Genomic DNA, 19,865 nt, shown 5'->3' with positions numbered 1-19,865 from the left:
GCTTACATATTTTTATTAAAATATGCTACCATTTCTTCTGGTCTAATTTACAAGAAAGTGAAAAAAATTTGAATCCACTGAAAATATTCAATTTTTTCGTGTTGTAAAGTCCGGATGTTTCTGATTTTATCTTGGTTGCGTAATGATAAAATCATAATAGTGCTTGTCCGGTAAAGGGACTATAAAGTACTTTAAACCTTTAGTTACTAAAGGTTTATTGCGACTAAGGTGAGATATACAAAAAGAAATTTGCCCGATTATTTTGGAAAAAAGATATATCGGGCAAATTTTCTTTGAAAAAAAATCCTAAAAATATATTGGAAAGTAATTCCACTTTAAAATCCAAGCCTTGTTGAAATTTTCTTTCCAATTCGAATCATCTGTAACTGTAGTAGATCGATTCGCTGTTCAGTCATACGCATTGTTGGACCAGATCTGATGCCAGCAGCAATGACTTTCCCCGAATGATCGAAAATAGGAACGGCAATACAAGTAATTACGTATTCATTTTCTTCTAGCATAAACAACTAGATGGATAACCTTATTTGTGGTATTCTCCAGTTCTTGCAAGTATTGCCTTGCTTCCGATCTCAAATCAATTGATTCCAGCAATTTGGAACTAACCTCTAAAAATTTTAACCGTACCTAATACGCTCTTGCCCCTTCTTTAGCCGTAACAAATGTATTTCGAAGATTTCCAATTTCCTTTATTTCACATTCTATAACGTCGCCTGCGCCGACCAACTCTGCTCCAACAGGACTACCTGTTAATATTACATCTCCCGGTTTAAGTGTCATAACTTTTGTCAGATAGGAAACCATTCTGCGAATTGGAATAATCATCAGTTCAGTTGCACTGTTTTGTTTTTCAACATCGTTCAGTTTTGCTTTGACCTTTACATTAAATGGATCAAGTACGGTTTCAATAACAGGACCTAATGGAGTGAACGTGTCAAATGATTTACCAATTGTCCAGTGGCCATCCTGGTGGAAAAACTGAGGTGCTGTTACGTCATTTCCAACTGTGTATCCAAAAACATAATCCAGTACGTCGGATTCAGGCACATTTTTTGCCTCTTTCCCAATGACAATCGCTAATTCGGATTCAAACTTTACTTCCTTGATACCCTCTGGAATGATAATTTCATCTTCAGGTCCAATCACTGATGAAGTTGGCTTAAAGAAGAATACTGGAATTTCCGGGAGCTGTTCCGGAAGATCCTCCACATTTGAAACGAAGTTTGCACCGATTCCAATGATTTGATTTGGTTCTAGGGGTGCAATAGACTTAACTTCACCCTGAGAAAATGTTTGGCCTGTATACTCCCAAGCACCAAAAATATCGCCCTTAATTACTCTTATTATACTTTTTTCTTTAACACCTGTATGAATGGAAGAATTAGCTATAAACCTAGTAAACTTCATTGTTTTATTGCTCCTCTCAGACTTCTATTTCGGTTTTTTTCTCGCAACACCAGACTGTATTGCTGCCTCTGCTACAGCATTGGCGACAGATTCTACTACTCGGTTGTCGAAAGCATTTGGTATTACATAATCATGTGTCAGTTCTTGCGGCTGAATTAAGTTTGCAATTGCATAAACCGCTGCCACTTTCATTTCCTCATTAATTTCAGAAGCGAACACCTGAAGTGCCCCTTTAAAAATCCCTGGAAATTTCTACAGCTACTTTACATTTACATTTATTTTCCCTTTAGTACTCATATGAAGGTCTAGTGCTTTTTCCCTAAGTTCTTTCATAGCTTCAACTCCCCCAATCTGTTATCACTATTTAATAATGAAAGTTAGTTGTTGAAACTGCAGTACTTCAATTAAATTAGCAATATACTCTTTACATTGTAAATCGTGACGTTGTAAAAAATAGAATGTCCCCTAGTTGTTTATTGTTTTATAGCAAACTTTGCTTTTGCTTCAATGCGGCGACGATGCAATATTGGCTCAGTGTAGCCACTTGGCTGATTATAACCTTCAAAAATCAGGTCACATGCAGCTTGAAATGCCACCGAATCGTCAAAATTCGCAGACATTGAGCGATATGCAGCGTCTCCAGCATTTTGTTCGTCTACTACTTTAGCCATACGCTGAAGCGTCTCTAGCACTTGTTCCTTTGTTATGATACCGTGGTGTAGCCAGTTCGCCATGTGTTGGCTGGATATACGTAAGGTTGCACGATCTTCCATTAGTCCCACGTCGTTGATATCAGGTACTTTCGAGCAACCAACTCCCTGGTCCACCCAGCGAACAACATAACCTAGCATAGTTTGAGCATTGTTATCAATCTCTTCCTGTATTTCCTCCGGGCTCCAATTAGAATGTTTCGCAACTGGGAATTGTAAAATGTCATCCCTCAAGTCTCTAGATTCACTGATCTTTTCATTTTGGACCTTCGTTACATCAACTTGATGGTAGTGCAGTGCATGCAATGTAGCTGCGGTAGGTGATGGAACCCACGCCGTAGTTGCACCTGTTTTTACATGTCCAATCTTTTGTTTTAACATTTCATCCATCAAGTCCGGCATAGCCCACATCCCCTTTCCAATCTGGGCACGCCCCTGGAAGCCGCTTACAAGGCCTGTATTAACATTCGATTTTTCATAGGCTTGCAACCAAGTGGATGATTTCATTTCACTTTTTCGAATCATTGCTCCCGCTTCCATAGAGGTATGGATTTCATCACCAGTACGGTCTAAAAAGCCGGTATTTATGAATACTACCCGTTCCTTAACTTCGCTTATGCAAGCTTTTAAGTTTAAAGATGTGCGGCGCTCCTCATCCATAACACCAATTTTTAGAGTATTCCGTTTTAGACCGAGCAATTCCTCTACTTGATCAAATAGATGGTTGGCAAAAGCGACCTCTTCTGATCCATGCATTTTAGGTTTAACGATGTAAATGGATCCTTCGGATGTGTTTTGGTATGGGCCGTTTCCTAAAAGAGTATGTTTTCCAAGAAGACTAGTGATGATTGCATCTAAAATTCCCTCTTGGATTTCCTCCCCATTTTGATCTAAGATTGCATTATTCGTCATTAAATGACCTACATTACGAACAAACAAAAGTGAACGACCTGACAAAGACAATTCTTCTCCCGTCGGGGTCAAATAAACGCGATTAGGATTAAGAGTTCTTGTCATTGATTTATTGCCTTTTATGAAGGTAGCAGATAAATCTCCTTTCATTAATCCTAACCAGTTACGGTAAACTAGAACTTTATCCTCGGCATCTACCGCAGTTACTGAATCTTCACAGTCCATAATCGTCGTTACTGCTGCTTCTAATAGAATATCTTTAACGCCAGCCTCGTCAGTTTTTCCGATTGGATGACTGAAATTGAATTGAATTTCAAAGTGCAGGCCATTATTTTTCAAAAGTACAGCACTTGGATTTTGTGGTTGTCCTTGATAGCCAGTTAATTTCGATTCGTCCTCAAGTCCTGTCGTTTCTCCATTCCGGAGTGCAACATTCAGCTTTCCAGACTCAATTGTGTATTTTACAGCATCTTTATGAGAAGCTTCCCTTAATGGAGCTGCTTGGTCAAGAAACTCTCTTCCAAACTCAATAACCTTAGCACCACGAACTGGGTTGTAGCCACCTTCTCGATGTGCACCTTCTTCTTCACTGATTGCATCTGTACCATAAAGTGCGTCATAAAGGCTTCCCCAGCGGGCGTTGGCGGCATTGATTGCATAACGAGCATTATTAACTGGAACAACCAGCTGCGGTCCAGCTTGGATAGCTACTTCGGCATCCACACCTTCAGTGGTAATCTTGAAGTCTTCAACCTCTGGTTCAAGATATCCAATTTCTTTTAAAAATGATTTATACTCTTCAAAATCAAAATCATTATTATTTTTTCGATACCAAGCATTTATTTGATTTTGAATCTCTTCACGGTGTGCCAATAATTCCTTATTTTTAGGAGTTAATTCATTTATCAAATTTTCTAAACCAGACCAAAACTGATCACGATCCACTTCACTACCTGGTAGAGCTTCTGAATTAATAAATTCAAATAATTCCGTTGCAACTTGAAGATTCCCTGATTTAATATATTTTGTCATTATAAGTTCCTCCTTGTAAATCAAGATTTTATTTAGATAATTCTTCTCTGGAAAAAAGTAATTTGTTCACTCTAGGTTGTACTTATCCTAATCGCCCTGTTTGTTTGTTATTACAAAACAATGTTTCTTTATCTGTGTATAAAAACGATGGCACGAGAAATGAATTGGCTTCATCCGTTTTATGGACTGCGCCTTACCAGACAAACATATTTAAGATATAGCAGCTGCTTCTTTTTCTTTTAAATCTCTTTTTATCTCAACACAGCGTCCCGGCATCGGGAATAATTTCCCGGCATTTAAAAGGTTATGAGGATTGAATACTTCTCGAATATCTGTTTGTGCAATAATCTCTTCGTCAGAAAAGACGAAACGCATTTCCTCTATTTTTTCAATCCCCACTCCGTGTTCACCTGTAATCGTCCCCCCAACATCAGCACATGCTTTTAAGCAGGCACTACCAGCTGCCAGGGCCTTTTCGCTTTCCCCAGGGATTCTGGCATCGAAAAGAACAAGTGGATGTAAATTCCCATCACCCGCGTGGAAAATATTAGCGATTCGCAAGCCATATTCTTCGCTGATTCGATTGATTTTGTTTAATACCTCGGGCAATTTGCTTCGTGGAATGACACCGTCCTGTACTAAATAGTCCGGTGAAATGGCTCCCATGGCACCAAATCCTGTTTTACGATTGGCCCACCATCTACCTCTTTCGAGTTCATCCTGTGCTACCTTCACTTCAAGTACATTCCTGTACTTACACACTTCCAAAATTTGTTCGATTTGCTCTTCAATACCTGCTGAGATTCCATCCACTTCAATGAGTAGGACAGCCTCAATATCACTTGGATGACCTACTGGAAAAGCAGCCGCCTCCACTCCCTCAATCGCTGTTTTATCCATCATTTCAAGCGCTGCCGGTACGATTCCTGCTGAAATTATATCAGACACGGCCTGACTTCCGTCCTCCACTTTATCAAAGTAAGCAAGAACAGTTTGTTTCGCTTCCGGGTTTTTCAATATACGAACAGTGATTTTCGTTACAATGCCTAATGTTCCTTCAGAACCTGTCAACAGACCGAGCAAATCATATCCAGGAGAATCAGGAATTCCATTTTCACCCATTTCTATAATTTCCCCGTTTGGCAGTACTACTTCCAGCCCTAGGATGTGATTCGTGGTTACTCCATACTTAAGACAGTGAGCCCCTCCAGCATTCTCTGCGACATTTCCGCCAATTGTACAACAATATTGACTAGAAGGATCCGGAGCATAATAATATCCTTTATCAGAGATAGAGTTCGTGAGTTTAAGATTGATAAAACCAGGCTGTACAACAGCACGCCTATTTTCGAGATCAACGCTTAATAGCTTCTTCATCCTTACCAGACTGATAATGACTTCTTCATTTAAAGGTATAGCACCGCCGCTTAATCCAGTTCCAGCGCCACGGGCTAGGAACGGCAGTTTATTTTCGGAACAATATTTAACTAGTTTGGCTACTTCCTGAGTATCTTTTGGAAACACAACCGCTTTAGGTAAGTGTCTATGAAGCGTAAATCCATCGCTATCATAGGCAAGCAGATCCTCTTTGTGAAATAGAATTGAATTGGCGTCGCCAACAATCGCCTCTAAATTTTTTATATGTCGATCATTCGATTTTATTTTTTTCGGTGCCATTTACTGTCCCCCCTTTAGATCATCCTCTTTTTGATAAGCCCAATCCAGAAGCTGAATTGTATGGACGACTTTTTGATTTCTACCATATTTCTGTACCCCCATTGCCATCTGAAGCATACATCCTGGGTTACCCATTGAAATCATCTCAACATCGCCTGGCACATTTTGCATTTTGCTTTCTAGCACGGCACCGGCCATTTCCGGATTAGTGATGTTATATATACCTGCACTTCCACAGCAGCGATCAGCGTTTGGCATATGTACCATTTCAACTCCTGGAATACTAACAAGAAGGTCTCTCGGTTCCTGGCGAATTCCTTGACCATGTGCTAAATGGCATGCGTCATGATATGTGATACGAGTGTTCAATTCAGCTTTTGGTATTTCATAGCCTGTTTCATGAATATATTTAGAGATATCCTCGACCTTAGCGGAAAATTTTTCAGCTTTATCATGCCATTCAGGCTCTTCCCGAAACAATTCAGCATATTCCTGAAGCATACAGCCGCATCCTGCTGCGTTAACGATTACTTTATCAGCATCCTTAAACGCTTCGATATTCTGTTTCGCCAGCTTTCTTCCAGTTTCACGGTCACCGGCATGAACATGTAAAGCTCCACAGCAAGTTTGGTTTTGCGGAATTGTCACATCATTTCCGTTTCGTGTTAAAACATTAATCGTGGACTGATTAATATCACTGAACATAACGTCCATCACGCAACCTGTCATAAACGCCACTTCGGCTTTCGTTTTTCCTAATGCTTTGATCACTTTTTCATTTTTGTATTTTTTGCGTACAGGCTCTTTAATTTCAGGCATAATTGCTTCCATCTCAATTAAATGCTGTGGCATAATATTCATTAACCCTATTTTGCGAACCACTTTCTGCAATCCGCTCTTCTGATAGAACTTTAATAAACTCCCCACTGTATTCAGTCTGTTTTGATGTGGGAACATTCCTTCAAGTACTAATCTACTTACTTTTCCTTTCACTCCTGTCAATGGAATCGCCTGTCGAATTTGTCCGCGAGCCTCTTCAATTAATCCTCCGACATCTACATTCGCCGGACAAGCAGTGGTACATGCACGACAGTCAAGACAAGCAAAAACAGGATCCATGAATTGTTCGTTCACCTCAAGCTTTCCTTCTGCTACTGATTTGATAAGATGAACACGCCCACGGGGAGAATGCTGTTCCTGGCCTGTTAGCTCATATGTTGGGCAGGATTCCAAACACATACCACAATGTACGCAATCTGCCCATTTGTTTTCATCAGGCTTATCACTCCATAGATAGTTGCTTAAGCTATTAGATGTACATGATGGATCTTGCTTTATATCAACTTCTCTCAGACTCACTATTAAATCCCTCCCACGAATCTTTTATTATTAAGTACTCTATTAGGATCGATCTTTGTTTTAATTCCTTCTAACAAGAAGAAATGTGATGGTTTTTCACCCCATACATCAATTTGCTGACGGAGCGTTAAAGGCAGATGCTTCACAATCACATAACCACCCAATGCTTCGACGGATTTTCTGAGCTTTAATATTACCTGTTTTAATTCTTCATCTTCAGTTCCCTTTAGGTTAACCTGGCATATTCCATGACCTAGTCCACCATGTGCTTCTACTGTAAGAGTACTAGAGTGATGTAAAATGTGGCTTTCTTTAATGACCTTCAAAACATCTAGGTTAACAACGCCTATTTTCAATGCCGCTTCTATCTGATTTCCACTAGCAAGTGTTGCCCCATTTGGAGAAATCGAATAAAATTTTTCCCAAAAAGCTTGTGCCTGATTTTGTGAAAGCACTGTCATTTTTGCGTTAGAAGGTTGGATGTTCTTTACAAAATCCTCCTGGTAATGAACAGAGCTCTCCACATCTTCAAATGAAATTGCTAAGGTATAAACGTTTTGACCCGTTAACCTTTCCGACAAAGCAGGATTTAGCAGTTCCAAAGCGATTGGTTCCATCACTGAATCCAACAACTTAACTGCTAGTGACCGAACTTCTTCGAGATTTCCATCGGGAAACACTAACAGTCCAAGGCTTTCGTACTTTGGTATTGGTCTAAGCTTCAAAGTCACTTCAGATAAAATACCAAGTGTTCCCATCGATCCTATAAAAAGTTTGTTCATATCGTACCCAGCAACATTCTTTACTACATTACCCCCAGCTCTTATGATACTGCCATCCGGGTAAACCAAGCGAAGTCCTATTACCACATCTCTGGAAGAACCATAACCCAATCTTTTGGGACCGCTTTCATTTGAAGCGATGATTCCGCCAATTGTCGCATCTTCAGGCCATACAGGGTCCAGCGAAACCTTCTGATTATGTTGTGCCAAATATTCTTGCAATTCTTTAAATGAAGTACCTGCTTTGACCGTTAATGTCATATCTCCTACAGTATGTTTGACAATTCCTTTATATTTCGATAATGAGAGTAAAATATCAGCTGTTTCAATCAATCCTCCAAAACCTCGCTTGGTTCCGCCTCCTACCACCGTTATTTTTTTCCCTTTATCGTTTGCATACTTTAAAATACTTGCTATTTCTCCCTCTGTTTTCGGGTAAACCGATACCTGACCACCATTCCCAAGTGGATGTCTTTGGTTTATCCCATCAACTAGTTGCACATCAGGTAAAAATGACTTCAAATCTGATAGAAGATCCACTACGATCAAAACCCACGCCTCCTTTTTGTTTCGTAATATCCAACATCGTTTCTATATTGTTGCAAAAAAAACATTTAAACTTCATACCTTTTGTAAAATATTGTTTTGCAAAATTTCTTCAACATAATGTAGGTGGTTAATCATCGACTGATTAGCTTTTATAGGGTTCCCCATCTTTATTGATTCATAGATTTTATCATGTTGTTCATCCATCGTTTTTACGATGTTCTCATTCTCTTGAATATACCTGTGAAAATCAATCATTGCCTTCTTCATGGTGGTTGAAATGGTTTGCACTAATTGGACCAGGCTTTTGTTTCCTGTCGCATTAGCAATCGCCATATGAAAGTGGTAGTCCCCTTCCCAGCCATTGATAGAGAGGTTTGAAAGGATTTCTTCCATACGTACCAAATCTTGTACCGACCGATTGGAAGCAGCCATTTCCGCAATGCCTGTCTCCAATATTTTCCTGACTTGAAATAAGTCTTTTATGTCTTCACAGCTGGGGATTAACATATGGTTGGTAAACAATTTTGTGGAATCAAATTCGCAAATGTATGTACCTTCCCCTTGTTTCACGTAAACAGTACCTTTTCCTTTAAGTGTTGTGATTGCATCTCGGACAGCGGAGCGTCCAACACCGAATAAATCACATAATTCCCTAACGGAAGGTAGCTTTTCACCTGACTGGAATTTGCCAGACTCAATCATCTTCTCTATTTCTTCTTCGACTGTTTCCGATACTTTCTTGGTGATTATTTTCCCCACATTTACACACCCACCCTCTATCCTTTCAGACATCACATATCCGATAAGTTATATTCTTACATTTATTAAAACACCTTCCAATATATATTTCAACAAATAATTCAGAATTTAGAAAATAATTAAAAAATATTTATTATGGATTATTGGAGACATACACGATCGCCAGGCCGAGCTTTGCTGTTTCTTAATGCACTAAACGTTGTTTCACCAGCACACATAAGTGGTGCTGCTTCTAATATATATAATTCATTCGCCCTTTAGACGGAATCTGTATAGCTTTCATCATTTTCATCACATATTAGCTCCTACAGTTTAGTAATGGAATTTTTGAAAATAAGATAAAAAATAAAATAGTTAATTGTTTAATAGAATGTTAAGTTACCTTTATTAAGGTCTGTTTTTTAGATTAGTGATTTCAAAAACTGCCTGATCAGCTGCCAGGAGTGCACCTTCAAGATGTCCCCCATATTGTGAATATTATATTGCTGATAGTGTCATTTACGATGATGAATCTTATTTTGTCGATAAAATGTATGATTTTGCATTTAACAAAGCATCCTACCTAGCAAAAATAAAACGAGATTTCTCTGCATATGTTGATTTAAATACGTTGACTAAGTAGGTTTAAAGAAAAGACTTGTCTTTAAATACATTACTAAGTTTAAGTATTATGTACATCCAAATCGGTTTCAAACATTTAATAATAGCCAAAACTAAAAACGATTTAGGCTTAAAAAGCAAAAAAATAAACAACCAATCATCCTTGGTTGTTTATTCTCTATAAGTAAGTCCAATAACCTCAGCCTTACTAACAGTATAATTTATGTATATTCTTAATCGTTACTCTTCCTTGCCTGCTGCCATATTCATATTCGCTTCGACCTCCTGGCTGATGGTGGTAAACGGTAAATTTCGCTTTCCTGAGAAATTCTTAAGCAGGTCTTTGACATCAATTCCCGAGGATGCCTTTAATGACTCCTGCAAGGATGCCATTAAATCCGTTGCATATCCAGTCACTTTATTAGCCCCGCCATTCAGGTCATTATCATGAAATGTCAAACTTTCTTCAGCTGATGAAATGGGAATCAAAACAAATACCTTCAGTAAAGTGACGATGGTAAATGAGATGATGAGGGAAATGCCGGCACACAATCCAGCATTAAGCCCTGAAAGCGATTCAAGCAAAAAACCACTTGCAAAAAACACGGTCAAAAAGCTAAAAATGAGCGTAGGGTTAAATATATCAGGTAATTCAAGGCCGGAAAATATATCATTAAACAAGATAAATAAGAATATTACCCCCCCCCGAATATAATTAATCCATATAAATAGACAGTTTCTAATGGAACCCCAAATAACTCCATCTCTTTCATCCTTTAAATTCGATTTTTCCAAGCCGCATACTGCTTTAATGGCCCAGGGTAATTATTTTACCAGCTTTATTAATATATGGTTATAATCCCCTCCATTTACTTCGCTTACCATTCATACGAATGATGCATTCAAAAAGTTTCATTTATTTTCCAAGTTTTGAATTTACACTTGGAAAACCCTGTATTCTCTAGGACCATTATTGAAATAAAATGCATAATACCATTGACAGTGTTTACTTAACATATTAAAATTCTTTATATGTCAACTCGTTATAACACAAGGTTTACATAAAGGGAGGAAGCACGATGAAGGAGCGTCATGAGAAGTTAAGAATGATGATGGTTACAGCATTATTTGCAGCACTTATAGGAATACTTGCCCAAATTACAATTCCACTGCCCTTAGTTCCAATTACAGGACAGACTCTAGCTGTTGGACTGGCAGCAACGATACTGGGTTCACGTTATGGAACCTCTTCCGTTTTATTATACTTGTTCATAGGGGCAGCGGGAGTACCGGTTTTCGCTGAAATGTCTGGGGGACTAGCTAAGATATTCGGTCCGACTGGCGGTTATTTATTATCCTATATCCCGACAGTATATATAACGGGTCTGATATTGGAAAAAACCCGTTTCTCCGTTGCAATGGCTTTCGTTGCAAATACAATCGGGATGATAATTACTTTGGTAATCGGTACGGTTTGGTTAAAATATATGAGTTCATTATCTTGGCCAGTGGCATTTGCCAGCGGTTTTGCACCATTTATAATCGTAGGCGTTTTAAAGGCATTCCTTGCATCTTGGCTTGGCATCACGATCCGTTCAAGGTTAGCGTCGGCTAATATGCTGCCTAAAAAAAATGCACCAATTTCCCAATGATGGGTAAATGAAAGAGAGGGTACCGCTTGTGGTATCCTCTCTTTTCTTCTATATTCAACTTCCAGATCACTGCAAAAAAAAAGACTCTTAAAAAAGAATCTTTTTTGCAAGTGTTTATTGCGGTCCTATCCCCATAAGTCCGAATATGAATAGCAAATGTATATTATCCCCTTTGCTAACCGTAATCATTTTACTATAGGAACAGTAATTTGACAACTATTGTCGGCACATATGAATACGCGGAATATAGTAACGTATTTTAGTTACTTATTATTCACTTTATATTCTTTTTTCGTACTATCTTCGAAAACAACCTCTAAATCAAATTCTTGATAGTCATCCTTCAAATTAAAAGCTTTTGTCACTTCTTGAATGACTTCCTCATCTGTTGAATCTTTAGTGAATGTCAATTTTTCTAGAATAGGGGTCAATTCTTTCATTGCTTCATCACCGTGAACTTCGTGTTTGTTAAGTTTGTCCTCGATCGAAGCTTCTGTTTGAGCTCCCATTGTATCATATTCAGCTTCGTATTCGTTATCATTGCCGGTATAATCCACTTCTAATTGAAAATCCTTATATGTGAAAGGCAGTTTTTCATTATTATCCGTACCTGTTTCAGGATTATTTTCCGCTTGATTTTCATTTTCCTGAACCGGCGGGTTTTTCACTTCATCGTTTTCTTCGCCGCATCCAGCCAAAACAAGCATAGCGGCAAACGGCACTGATAATATTTTGATTGATCTTCTCATTAGTTTTTTCCTCCTTTAGTTTGTATACCTTAATTATTTCCTGATCGGGTCATTTAAAACCTCAACCACTCTCTCAAATACATCAAATCGGCCAAGTGATCATTGTGGAAGGATATAAAACAATACCGCAAAAAAGTGTGTGGCCGTTCCCCCAAGCACGAATACATGCCAAACCGCGTGATGGAACGGAAAACCGCGCCAAACATAAAAGATGGCTCCAAACGTATAAAGCAATCCCCCTGCAATCAGTAACTGAATACCCGCTGCAGGCATCGTAGCTGTAAGGGGTCCCCAAACGATAACGATCATCCACCCCATGGCAATATAAAGAATCGTCGAAAGGAAGAGGAATTTTTTCACATAGAAAGCTTTGAAGACGACGCCAATGATTGCAACTCCCCAAATGATCCCCAGCAGGGTCCAGCCTAGTGACCCTTTGATCACAAGAAGCATGATGGGCGTGTATGTTCCTGCAATGAATATATATATGGCTGAATGATCAAAGATTTCAAATATATCCTTTGTTTTACCTTCTGGAAAACTATGCACTAAAGTGGAAGAGACGTATAAAAGAAGCATGGAAACACCATATATGACCGAAATGACTACATTCCAAGGCGATCCTGTTTGGGCTGAGATTATGATTAAAAACACAAGTGCGGCAATACTCAACAAAACGCCGACACCGTGGGTTATCGCATTGACCACTTCTTCTTTTTTTGTATAAACATGAGTATTGGCCATGTTACAGCTCCTTAATTCCGGATTATTTTTTTTTAGTATTCCCCTAAAGTATACATCAGATCTTCCAAGCAATATAGAAAAGTGAATAGTAACTTGATTAACTGCCACTAATTAGATTATTATCTAATTAGATGATAATCTAATTAAAAAGGGGGATAAAAGTGCAATTAGAAAAATTGGTCGCTTTCCACAAGACGATTGGTGATGTGACAAGGATCAGGATAATATCCATCCTGGCAAACGGTCCAAAACACGGACAGGCACTTGCGGGAATACTAAAATTGACGGCTCCGACCATCTCACACCATTTATCGAAATTGAAAGACATTAATTTAGTGAAGGATCGGAGGGAAAAAAATACGGTCTATTATTTTTTGAATGAAGATGTCCTGAAGCATTATTCGTCAGCATTGTCTAAAATGGTTTCAACTAAGGGGGACTCCAATAAAATGGATAATCAAAAGCTGATTTTAGAACATAATAAGATTCTTGAAAACTTTTTTACGCCAGATGGTCGACTAAAAACCATACCAGCACAGAGAAAAAAGAAAATGATCGTACTTCATCATATTGGAAGCCTTCTGGAAAAGGGACGTAAATATCCAGAAAAGGAACTGAATGAATTCATCCAGTCTTTCCATGATGATTACGCAACCATAAGACGTGAACTCATTATCGGAAGCATCATGTACCGCGAAAACAGCATTTATGAACTGAATCCCCGCGAAATGTGGGCTGATATCGGTTAACCGTATTCTAAAATAAAAGAACCGGCTCCCCATTTGGAAAGCCGGTTCTTGAGATGCAGTTTATATGGCAAAATGGTGTCCGCCAATAATTTTTATTACTTCTAATTGTTTCATCCATTCGCTGTCCGAAATACTGGGATTCCAAAAATACAAGGCATCATTTGTGTAGCCATGAATAGCCAATGCTTCATTGACAGCTCTCTTTGCATCATTTCCTGCCGGTTTGTTAATACTGCCATCACCAACAGGCGAGAATTGGTTTTTTTGATAAATCACTTCCCGGACCGTATCAGGGAATTCATTGCTATCAAGGCGATTCAAAACAACTCCCGCCACCTCGACCTTTCCTCTGTATGGTTCCCCTTTGGCTTCTGCATGCACAAGCCTTGCTAATAATTCTTTATCTTTATCATTCATTACATGCGGAATAATCAATGTTTTACCAGGTTCGGCAACATTATTTACGTTATGATTGACTTCTTTTAACTTACCGATCGGAACACCGTGCTGCTTTGCGATATCCCATATCGATTCACCTTGTTTAATGACATGTTTGGTTGCCCCATCAGAAGCTTTACTTGTCGTTCCCTTAGGAAAAGCTATACCAAGTACGATGACACTTAGAGTCATTATCACGGATATTAATACTGATAATTTCATCCTGTTACCTCCTCGTTAAGCACCTTCCTAGGATAACAGACCATATGGGAGAAAACAGTGCTAAATTTTTTCCAAGGAAATGAAGGAAAAATTTTCTCAGTTCCATTTACCTTCGGAATTTTAATGATTCCCACTCTTCCCGCAGCATTCCCATTCTGATTGAATCATAATAATAACCATCATGATAGCGGCATTTTCTCATTCTTCCCTCTACTTGCATGCCCACCTTTTTTCCAACTTCAATCATACGTTCATTACCTGACCAAGTTGTAAGTCCAACCCGCTCAATCTCCAGGTTTTCGAATAAATACCCAATGAACATCATTAATGCTTCTGTTCCATGACCGCCATTCCAATACTTGGGATCGAAAATAGTAATACCGATTTCAAGCCAGCGTGAAGCTTCATGTTCCCAGTAATATACAACAGATCCAATAATTTGATCGTTTTTTTCCATTAATAGCTCGGAGTAAGCCCCGATTTTCTCATCATAAGTTTTATGCTTCGTTTCTTTATCGATAAACGTATGGAAATCAATGAGTTCAAGAGGGAGATAAGGTGCATCCCACTTTTTCCATTCCGGATCGGTTTCGCCATATTTCAGGCTCCATAAACGTTTTAAATCGGCTTGTTTAACATTCCTCAATATGACTTTGCTTCCTTCAATCCGAACATCATCCAATCCGCTTCCTCCCACTTCATCCATGCTGTACCTTCCATTTTACTGGTCGACACATAATTTAATAAAATATTGCCTTTCTCTGGGACCGTCGAATTCACAAAAATACACACCCTGCCAAGTACCAAGGACTAAGCTCCCTTTATGGATGATCACCTGTTGTGAAGAACCAACCGTACTTGATTTCAAATGGGCAGCCGTGTTTCCTTCCATATGTAAATCCAATGTATGGTTCCATGGGTATTGCTCATCCAGTCTTCTTAATATATCCTTTTTGACATCGGGGTCAGCATTTTCATTGATCGTGATCCCTGCAGTCGTATGTGGACAATATATAAGAGCTACCCCCTCTTGAATCCCCTTTTCCTTGATGAATGCCTGTACTTCTGTCGTAACATCTATCATATCATCCCTTTTCACCGTTTTTAAGGTATTTTTCTTCAGCATGTACATTCACTCCTTTTGTTCATTTTAATACTCCTATACCCATAAACATAAAAATTCATGCTTTCTTAAACCATCCACGACTAAAACATAAGGAAATCTTATCGATAGCAATTAAAAAAATAATCTATCCTTATTGATCTTTTTATTTTAAAATTGGATATATAAGGAATTGGGAGGAGTTGCAAGATGAACTTCATTTTTAAGTCAATCGACCATTACCAATTAGCATCTCCTAAAAATACCGAGGACCAATCAAGGAAGTTCTTCACTGAGATACTAATGTTCCGGGAAGTGAAAAAGCCTCCGTCATTAAGTTCCAATGGCGGGTTATGGTTCGAATCGGGATCGATCAAGATACATGTAGGAACGGAGGATCATTTCATTCCCGCAAGAAAAGCGCACCCAGCACTTGAAGTTGAAAATCTCAACGAATTTAATGACTAAGCATATTTCTTTTACAGAAGATGGAAGGTTGCCTGGTGCGAACCGTATATATTTATCCGATCCCTTCGGCAACCGGATCGAAATTTTGGAATGGAAATAATAAAAAGCGGGCCCATTTATCTCGGACCCGCTTTCGCAACATATTTATTTTTGTTTCTTTTTCCAGAATCCCAATATTAAAGCGGTAATGAGGGCTCCTATTAAAATCGCCAGCAAATAGCGGAAAGGATGGTTGACTAGGGGGATGACGAATATACCCCCATGCGGCGCTGGCAATGTTACACTAAAAGCCATTGACAGCGCTCCTGCCGTCGCTGACCCAATAACACTGCTGACGATAACCCGCAATGGATCCGCCGCCGCAAAAGGAATGGCTCCCTCTGTAATGAACGATGCACCCATGAAGTAGTTAGTGAAGCCAGATTTCCTTTCCATTTCACTGAACTTACTTTTAAAGAATGTAGTTGCAATTGCGATTCCAAGAGGAGGAACCATTCCACCAGCCATAACTGCAGCATGTGGTCCGAAACTTGATGCTTCAATGGCTGCAATTCCAAAAGTGAATGCCGCTTTATTTAAGGGGCCACCCATATCCACAGCCATCATACCCCCAAGAATCAAGCCGAGGAATATTGCGTTCGTGCCGGATAAGCCCTGCAGCCAATTGGTCAGGCCCGTGTTAATTGCAGTTACTGGTTCATTTACGAGAAATATCATGATAAACCCTGTAATTAACATCCCGAATACAGGATAGAGTAAAACCGGTTTAATGCCATCAAGTGTTTGCGGTAATTTGGAAAACAATTTTCTTAATAGTAAGACGACATAACCTGCAAGGAAACCGGCGATCAGTCCGCCAAGAAAACCGGCATTAGCCTGTGCTGCCAATAATCCCCCTACCATACCAGGGGCAAAACCTGGACGGTCGGCTATACTTGAAGCAATGAATCCAGCGAGTATTGGGACAAGTAAGAAGAAGGCACCATTTCCCCCGCCAATATCACTTAATGCTTTGGCAATGGGATTATAATCCGGATTTGCCGGATCGGCTGCCTCGATTCCAAAAAAGAAAGAAAGCGCAATCAAGATTCCGCCCCCGACGACAAATGGAAGCATATTACTTACGCCATTCATTAAGTGCTTGTAAATCCCCAAACCTCCTTTAGCTGATTCACCTTCATCATTTTTATCATTTCCAGTTCCATTGTAAACAGGTGCATCCTGATTCACAGCTCTGGTTAACAGTTCCTCGGTCTTCCGGATCCCATGGGCAACAGGGACAATAATGACATGTTTTCCATTAAAACGATTCATTTCAACCTGCTTATCGGCCGCAACGATAATGGTATCCGCCTCATCAATTTCTGCGGCGGTTAAACCATTTTTGATTCCTGTGGAACCATTTGTTTCCACTTTGAAATCGATTCCCATTTCCTTCGCTTTGGCCTTTAACGCATCGGCAGCCATATAAGTATGGGCAATTCCTGTTGGACAAGCTGTAACGGCAAGGATTTTAACTCCTTTATCGTTACCGCTGGCGCCATTACTCGATTGCTGCTCTTCACTTTCTTCTTCATAAGCTTCCATTTCTTTTTGATTGATTATCTCCAACACTTCCTCACCAGAAGAAGCAGAAATCAATCGGGCCCTGAATTTATCATCCATCAGTAACGAAGAAAGCCGGGAAAGAGTTTCCAAGTGATCTGCATTCGCTCCTTCACTGGCTGCAATCATAAAGAACAAATGGGCCGGCTGTCCATCAAGCGATTCATAATCCACACCACTGACCGATTTGCCGAAACAGATGGCAGGTATCTTTACAGCATTTGTTTTTGCATGCGGTATGGCTATCCCTTCACCAATCCCTGTTGTGCTTTGCTCTTCACGTTTTAAGATGGCAGCTTTGAAACCATCCACATCATTTAACCTATCTGTCTCGGCTAACTTTCCTGATAGTTCATCAATGACTGCTTGCTTTGTAACACTTTGCAGATTGATTATGATTGTATCCAATTTTAACAAGTCTGTAATTTTCATAGAGTCAGCCTCCTGTTAGTTGATTGATAGCAATTTGCGGTAATAACTCTTCAATTTTATCCAATGTACCGAGATCGGATGAAAAGGCTGTAGCACTTCCTGCCGCAAGACTGAAGCGGAAAGCAGATAGAATATCCCCTGTCCTTTCATATGTCCCGATGAAACCTGCGACCATGGAATCACCGGCACCCACTGAGTTGATGACATTCCCTTTTGGAACATTTGCGGAATATGATTCTCCTCCCGAGCAAAGGACGGCACCCTGTCCCGCCATTGAGACAATAACGTTTTGTGCTCCTGCTTCAACCAATTTTGCGCCATATTTCCTAGCATCATCAACCGTACTTATTTCGGTGGAAAAAAGCTCACCCAGTTCATGATGATTGGGCTTTATTAAAAATGGCCGGTGTGGAAGGACATTCAGTAATTCCTTGCCACTCGTATCCACCACCACTTTAATGCCATTATGGATACAAGACCTTGACATGGCTTCGTATACATCCGAAGGAACGCTTGGAGGGATGCTTCCTGACAAAATGAGGATATCATTATTGTTCAACTGTTCAATCTGACTAAATAATTGTTGATAATTCCCTTTTGAAATGACTGGCCCTTGGCTATTTATTTCTGTCTCAAGCCCTGTTTTCAATTTTATGTTAATTCTTGTATCTCCAGCTATTTCTGTAAAGTCCGTGAAAATCTCTTCCTGTCTTAAAAACCTTTTTACAAATTCACCTGTTTGTCCACCGATGAAACCTAACGCTGTTGTACTATTTCCCAGCCTTTTTAGCACACGGGAAACATTGATTCCTTTCCCTCCAGGGAATTTTGCATCATAACTGGTTCGATTCACCTTGCCCATTTGAAAGCTCTCCACTTCGACCAGGTAATCGATGGATGGATTAAGTGTCACTGTATAAATCATTAAATGGTCACGACCTTTACCTTTGGATTTTTTTGAAGGTAAGCAACAGCCTCTTCATCATTGCTGTCAGTAAGGATAATGGCATCGCTTACATCTGCTACCTTGGCGAAAGTAGCTTCATTAAGTTTTGAACTGTCAGCAAGCACGTAGGTCTCGTTAGAGAGGCGTAATGCCATCTTCTTCAGCAGGGCTTCCTCCGGGTCGGGTGTTGTGAAACCCAATTCTTGATGGATGCCGTTCATTCCCAAGAAACATTTATCAAAACGGTATTCATTCAAAAACTGTACAGCATTACTTCCTATAATCGCATTTGTCGAAAATTTTATGGTTCCGCCAACTAACACTGTTTTGATTTCCAATTCGATGAGTTTTGGAATATGCATAAGACCATTTGTCAGTACCGTTATATTTTTATCTTTTAAATAAGGAATCATTTCGGCAGTTGTCGTGCCTGCATCAAGATATATACAATCATTTTTCTCTATGAATGAAGCCGCCAGCTTTGCTATAAGTTGTTTTTCAGCTCTTGCTTTGTATTGCTTTTCCATAGTTGTTGGTTCAAGGCCTTTTCTTTGCAGTAAAGAGGCCCCGCCATGCACGCGTTTCAAGAGCTTCATTTCTTCGAGTTGCACTAAATCTCTCCGAATGGTCGACTCCGAGGCTTGTAACTGATCTACAAGCTCCTGCAGCTTTACCGTTCCTTGTTCTTTAAGGATCGATAAGATGAACTGGTGCCTTTCAGTTGTCAACAATTCGCCCACCTCACTTTAATATCATCATCATATATGAAAACGAAAGAATAATCAATCATAAACGTTTAAAAATAATCAAATCCATTCAAAAATACATTCAAAAACATTCATTTTTATTAGAAATGAACTTTCTTGAATTTCATTATCTTTTTTTCTATGAAAATATCCTTTCTGTTCAACAAAAAAAACCCCCATGTCAAGATGACAGGGGGGTAGTATTAT

The 19,865-nt window shown here is 39.4% G+C and carries 17 protein-coding genes and 4 pseudogenes; 3 read left to right on the top strand and 18 right to left on the bottom strand.

Annotated elements, in window-relative coordinates:
• Positions 1 to 335 precede the first annotated feature (335 nt).
• The 10 genes and pseudogenes from ACZ9AO_RS09975 to ACZ9AO_RS09930 all read right to left on the bottom strand — a co-directional run.
• Positions 336 to 636, bottom strand: a pseudogene (locus ACZ9AO_RS09975) (IclR family transcriptional regulator domain-containing protein); the annotation flags it as partial.
• Positions 637 to 645: 9 nt separating this feature from the next.
• Entirely contained in the window at positions 646 to 1,425 is a 780-nt protein-coding gene (locus ACZ9AO_RS09970) for a fumarylacetoacetate hydrolase family protein (RefSeq protein ID WP_251540096.1), read from the bottom strand.
• A gap of 24 nt (positions 1,426 to 1,449) precedes the next feature.
• A pseudogene (locus tag ACZ9AO_RS09965) lies at positions 1,450 to 1,674 on the bottom strand (NAD-dependent malic enzyme); the annotation flags it as partial.
• A 224-nt stretch (positions 1,675 to 1,898) separates the two neighbouring features.
• On the bottom strand, positions 1,899 to 4,079 hold the full coding sequence (locus ACZ9AO_RS09960; protein ID WP_251540098.1) for a malate synthase G: 2,181 nt from the start codon (positions 4,077 to 4,079) through the stop codon (positions 1,899 to 1,901).
• A gap of 210 nt (positions 4,080 to 4,289) precedes the next feature.
• The gene (locus tag ACZ9AO_RS09955) at positions 4,290 to 5,756 is read right to left on the bottom strand and encodes an FAD-binding oxidoreductase (RefSeq protein WP_251540099.1); all 1,467 of its coding nucleotides are present in this window, start codon (positions 5,754 to 5,756) and stop codon (positions 4,290 to 4,292) included.
• Positions 5,757 to 7,115: a (Fe-S)-binding protein gene (locus tag ACZ9AO_RS09950; protein WP_048679958.1), complete on the bottom strand. Its 1,359-nt coding sequence runs from the start codon at positions 7,113 to 7,115 to the stop codon at positions 5,757 to 5,759.
• Positions 7,116 to 7,117: 2 nt separating this feature from the next.
• Entirely contained in the window at positions 7,118 to 8,446 is a 1,329-nt protein-coding gene (locus ACZ9AO_RS09945) for an FAD-binding oxidoreductase (protein WP_476108973.1), read from the bottom strand.
• A gap of 72 nt (positions 8,447 to 8,518) precedes the next feature.
• On the bottom strand, positions 8,519 to 9,205 hold the full coding sequence (locus tag ACZ9AO_RS09940) for a FadR/GntR family transcriptional regulator (protein ID WP_476108972.1): 687 nt from the start codon (positions 9,203 to 9,205) through the stop codon (positions 8,519 to 8,521).
• A gap of 840 nt (positions 9,206 to 10,045) precedes the next feature.
• Positions 10,046 to 10,240 (bottom strand): annotated as a pseudogene (locus tag ACZ9AO_RS09935) (flotillin family protein); the annotation flags it as partial.
• Positions 10,241 to 10,279: 39 nt separating this feature from the next.
• Positions 10,280 to 10,600, bottom strand: a pseudogene (locus ACZ9AO_RS09930) (NfeD family membrane protein); the annotation flags it as partial.
• 284 nt (positions 10,601 to 10,884) lie between these two features.
• Between ACZ9AO_RS09930 and ACZ9AO_RS09925 the strand changes: the two are divergent.
• Positions 10,885 to 11,457 (top strand): biotin transporter BioY, encoded by a 573-nt coding sequence (locus ACZ9AO_RS09925; RefSeq protein WP_048679976.1) that lies wholly within the window; start codon positions 10,885 to 10,887, stop codon positions 11,455 to 11,457.
• Positions 11,458 to 11,720: 263 nt separating this feature from the next.
• Here ACZ9AO_RS09925 and ACZ9AO_RS09920 read toward each other — a convergent pair whose 3' ends face one another.
• Positions 11,721 to 12,206 (bottom strand): YusW family protein, encoded by a 486-nt coding sequence (locus ACZ9AO_RS09920; RefSeq protein ID WP_063593840.1) that lies wholly within the window; start codon positions 12,204 to 12,206, stop codon positions 11,721 to 11,723.
• 99 nt (positions 12,207 to 12,305) lie between these two features.
• Complete coding sequence (gene trhA / locus ACZ9AO_RS09915) at positions 12,306 to 12,950, bottom strand: PAQR family membrane homeostasis protein TrhA (protein WP_251540107.1); 645 nt, start codon at positions 12,948 to 12,950, stop codon at positions 12,306 to 12,308.
• A 161-nt stretch (positions 12,951 to 13,111) separates the two neighbouring features.
• Here trhA and ACZ9AO_RS09910 point away from each other — a divergent pair, with 161 nt between their 5' ends.
• The gene (locus tag ACZ9AO_RS09910) at positions 13,112 to 13,699 is read left to right on the top strand and encodes a DUF2087 domain-containing protein (protein WP_476108971.1); all 588 of its coding nucleotides are present in this window, start codon (positions 13,112 to 13,114) and stop codon (positions 13,697 to 13,699) included.
• A gap of 60 nt (positions 13,700 to 13,759) precedes the next feature.
• Here the strand turns inward: ACZ9AO_RS09910 and ACZ9AO_RS09905 are convergent, their stop codons facing one another.
• From ACZ9AO_RS09905 to ACZ9AO_RS09895, 3 genes are all read right to left on the bottom strand, one after another.
• Positions 13,760 to 14,359: a cell wall hydrolase gene (locus ACZ9AO_RS09905; protein ID WP_052137268.1), complete on the bottom strand. Its 600-nt coding sequence runs from the start codon at positions 14,357 to 14,359 to the stop codon at positions 13,760 to 13,762.
• 106 nt (positions 14,360 to 14,465) lie between these two features.
• On the bottom strand, positions 14,466 to 15,041 hold the full coding sequence (locus ACZ9AO_RS09900) for a GNAT family N-acetyltransferase (protein ID WP_421163461.1): 576 nt from the start codon (positions 15,039 to 15,041) through the stop codon (positions 14,466 to 14,468).
• Positions 15,042 to 15,080: 39 nt separating this feature from the next.
• Positions 15,081 to 15,485, bottom strand: coding sequence for a secondary thiamine-phosphate synthase enzyme YjbQ (locus tag ACZ9AO_RS09895; RefSeq protein ID WP_048679988.1), 405 nt, complete (start codon positions 15,483 to 15,485; stop codon positions 15,081 to 15,083).
• Between the two features lie 186 nt (positions 15,486 to 15,671).
• On the opposite strand from ACZ9AO_RS09895, the gene ACZ9AO_RS09890 reads away from it, so the two are divergent.
• Positions 15,672 to 15,929, top strand: coding sequence for a VOC family protein (locus tag ACZ9AO_RS09890; protein ID WP_476108970.1), 258 nt, complete (start codon positions 15,672 to 15,674; stop codon positions 15,927 to 15,929).
• A 144-nt stretch (positions 15,930 to 16,073) separates the two neighbouring features.
• Here the strand turns inward: ACZ9AO_RS09890 and ACZ9AO_RS09885 are convergent, their stop codons facing one another.
• Genes ACZ9AO_RS09885 through ACZ9AO_RS09875 form a run of 3 tightly spaced genes read right to left on the bottom strand, consistent with a single transcriptional unit; the run spans position 16,074 to position 19,643 of the window.
• Positions 16,074 to 17,966, bottom strand: coding sequence for a PTS fructose transporter subunit IIABC (locus ACZ9AO_RS09885; protein ID WP_476108969.1), 1,893 nt, complete (start codon positions 17,964 to 17,966; stop codon positions 16,074 to 16,076).
• A 4-nt stretch (positions 17,967 to 17,970) separates the two neighbouring features.
• Positions 17,971 to 18,891: a 1-phosphofructokinase gene (gene pfkB, locus ACZ9AO_RS09880; protein WP_476108968.1), complete on the bottom strand. Its 921-nt coding sequence runs from the start codon at positions 18,889 to 18,891 to the stop codon at positions 17,971 to 17,973.
• Positions 18,891 to 19,643, bottom strand: a complete 753-nt coding sequence (locus tag ACZ9AO_RS09875) for a DeoR/GlpR family DNA-binding transcription regulator (RefSeq protein ID WP_048679998.1) — start codon at positions 19,641 to 19,643, stop codon at positions 18,891 to 18,893. The genes pfkB and ACZ9AO_RS09875 overlap by 1 nt, the downstream gene beginning before the upstream one ends.
• Positions 19,644 to 19,865: the final 222 nt, after the last annotated feature.

It is taken from the genome of Peribacillus sp. TE19612 (assembly GCF_056279465.1).
The sequence above is the reverse complement of the archived record's forward strand: the minus strand, read 5'-3'. Positions and strand labels throughout refer to the sequence as shown.

Bases quoted from the DNA above. Each gene is read 5' to 3' on its own strand.
- ACZ9AO_RS09970 (WP_251540096.1), bottom strand. From the start codon at position 1,425: ATGAAGTTTACTAGGTTTATAGCTAATTCTTCCATTCATACAGGTGTT.
- ACZ9AO_RS09960 (WP_251540098.1), bottom strand. From the start codon at position 4,079: ATGACAAAATATATTAAATCAGGGAATCTTCAAGTTGCAACGGAATTA.
- ACZ9AO_RS09955 (WP_251540099.1), bottom strand. From the start codon at position 5,756: ATGGCACCGAAAAAAATAAAATCGAATGATCGACATATAAAAAATTTA.
- ACZ9AO_RS09925 (WP_048679976.1), top strand. From the start codon at position 10,885: ATGAAGGAGCGTCATGAGAAGTTAAGAATGATGATGGTTACAGCATTA.
- ACZ9AO_RS09920 (WP_063593840.1), bottom strand. From the start codon at position 12,206: ATGAGAAGATCAATCAAAATATTATCAGTGCCGTTTGCCGCTATGCTT.
- trhA (WP_251540107.1), bottom strand. From the start codon at position 12,950: ATGGCCAATACTCATGTTTATACAAAAAAAGAAGAAGTGGTCAATGCG.
- ACZ9AO_RS09905 (WP_052137268.1), bottom strand. From the start codon at position 14,359: ATGAAATTATCAGTATTAATATCCGTGATAATGACTCTAAGTGTCATC.
- ACZ9AO_RS09895 (WP_048679988.1), bottom strand. From the start codon at position 15,485: ATGCTGAAGAAAAATACCTTAAAAACGGTGAAAAGGGATGATATGATA.
- ACZ9AO_RS09890 (WP_476108970.1), top strand. From the start codon at position 15,672: ATGAACTTCATTTTTAAGTCAATCGACCATTACCAATTAGCATCTCCT.
- ACZ9AO_RS09885 (WP_476108969.1), bottom strand. From the start codon at position 17,966: ATGAAAATTACAGACTTGTTAAAATTGGATACAATCATAATCAATCTG.
- pfkB (WP_476108968.1), bottom strand. From the start codon at position 18,891: ATGATTTATACAGTGACACTTAATCCATCCATCGATTACCTGGTCGAA.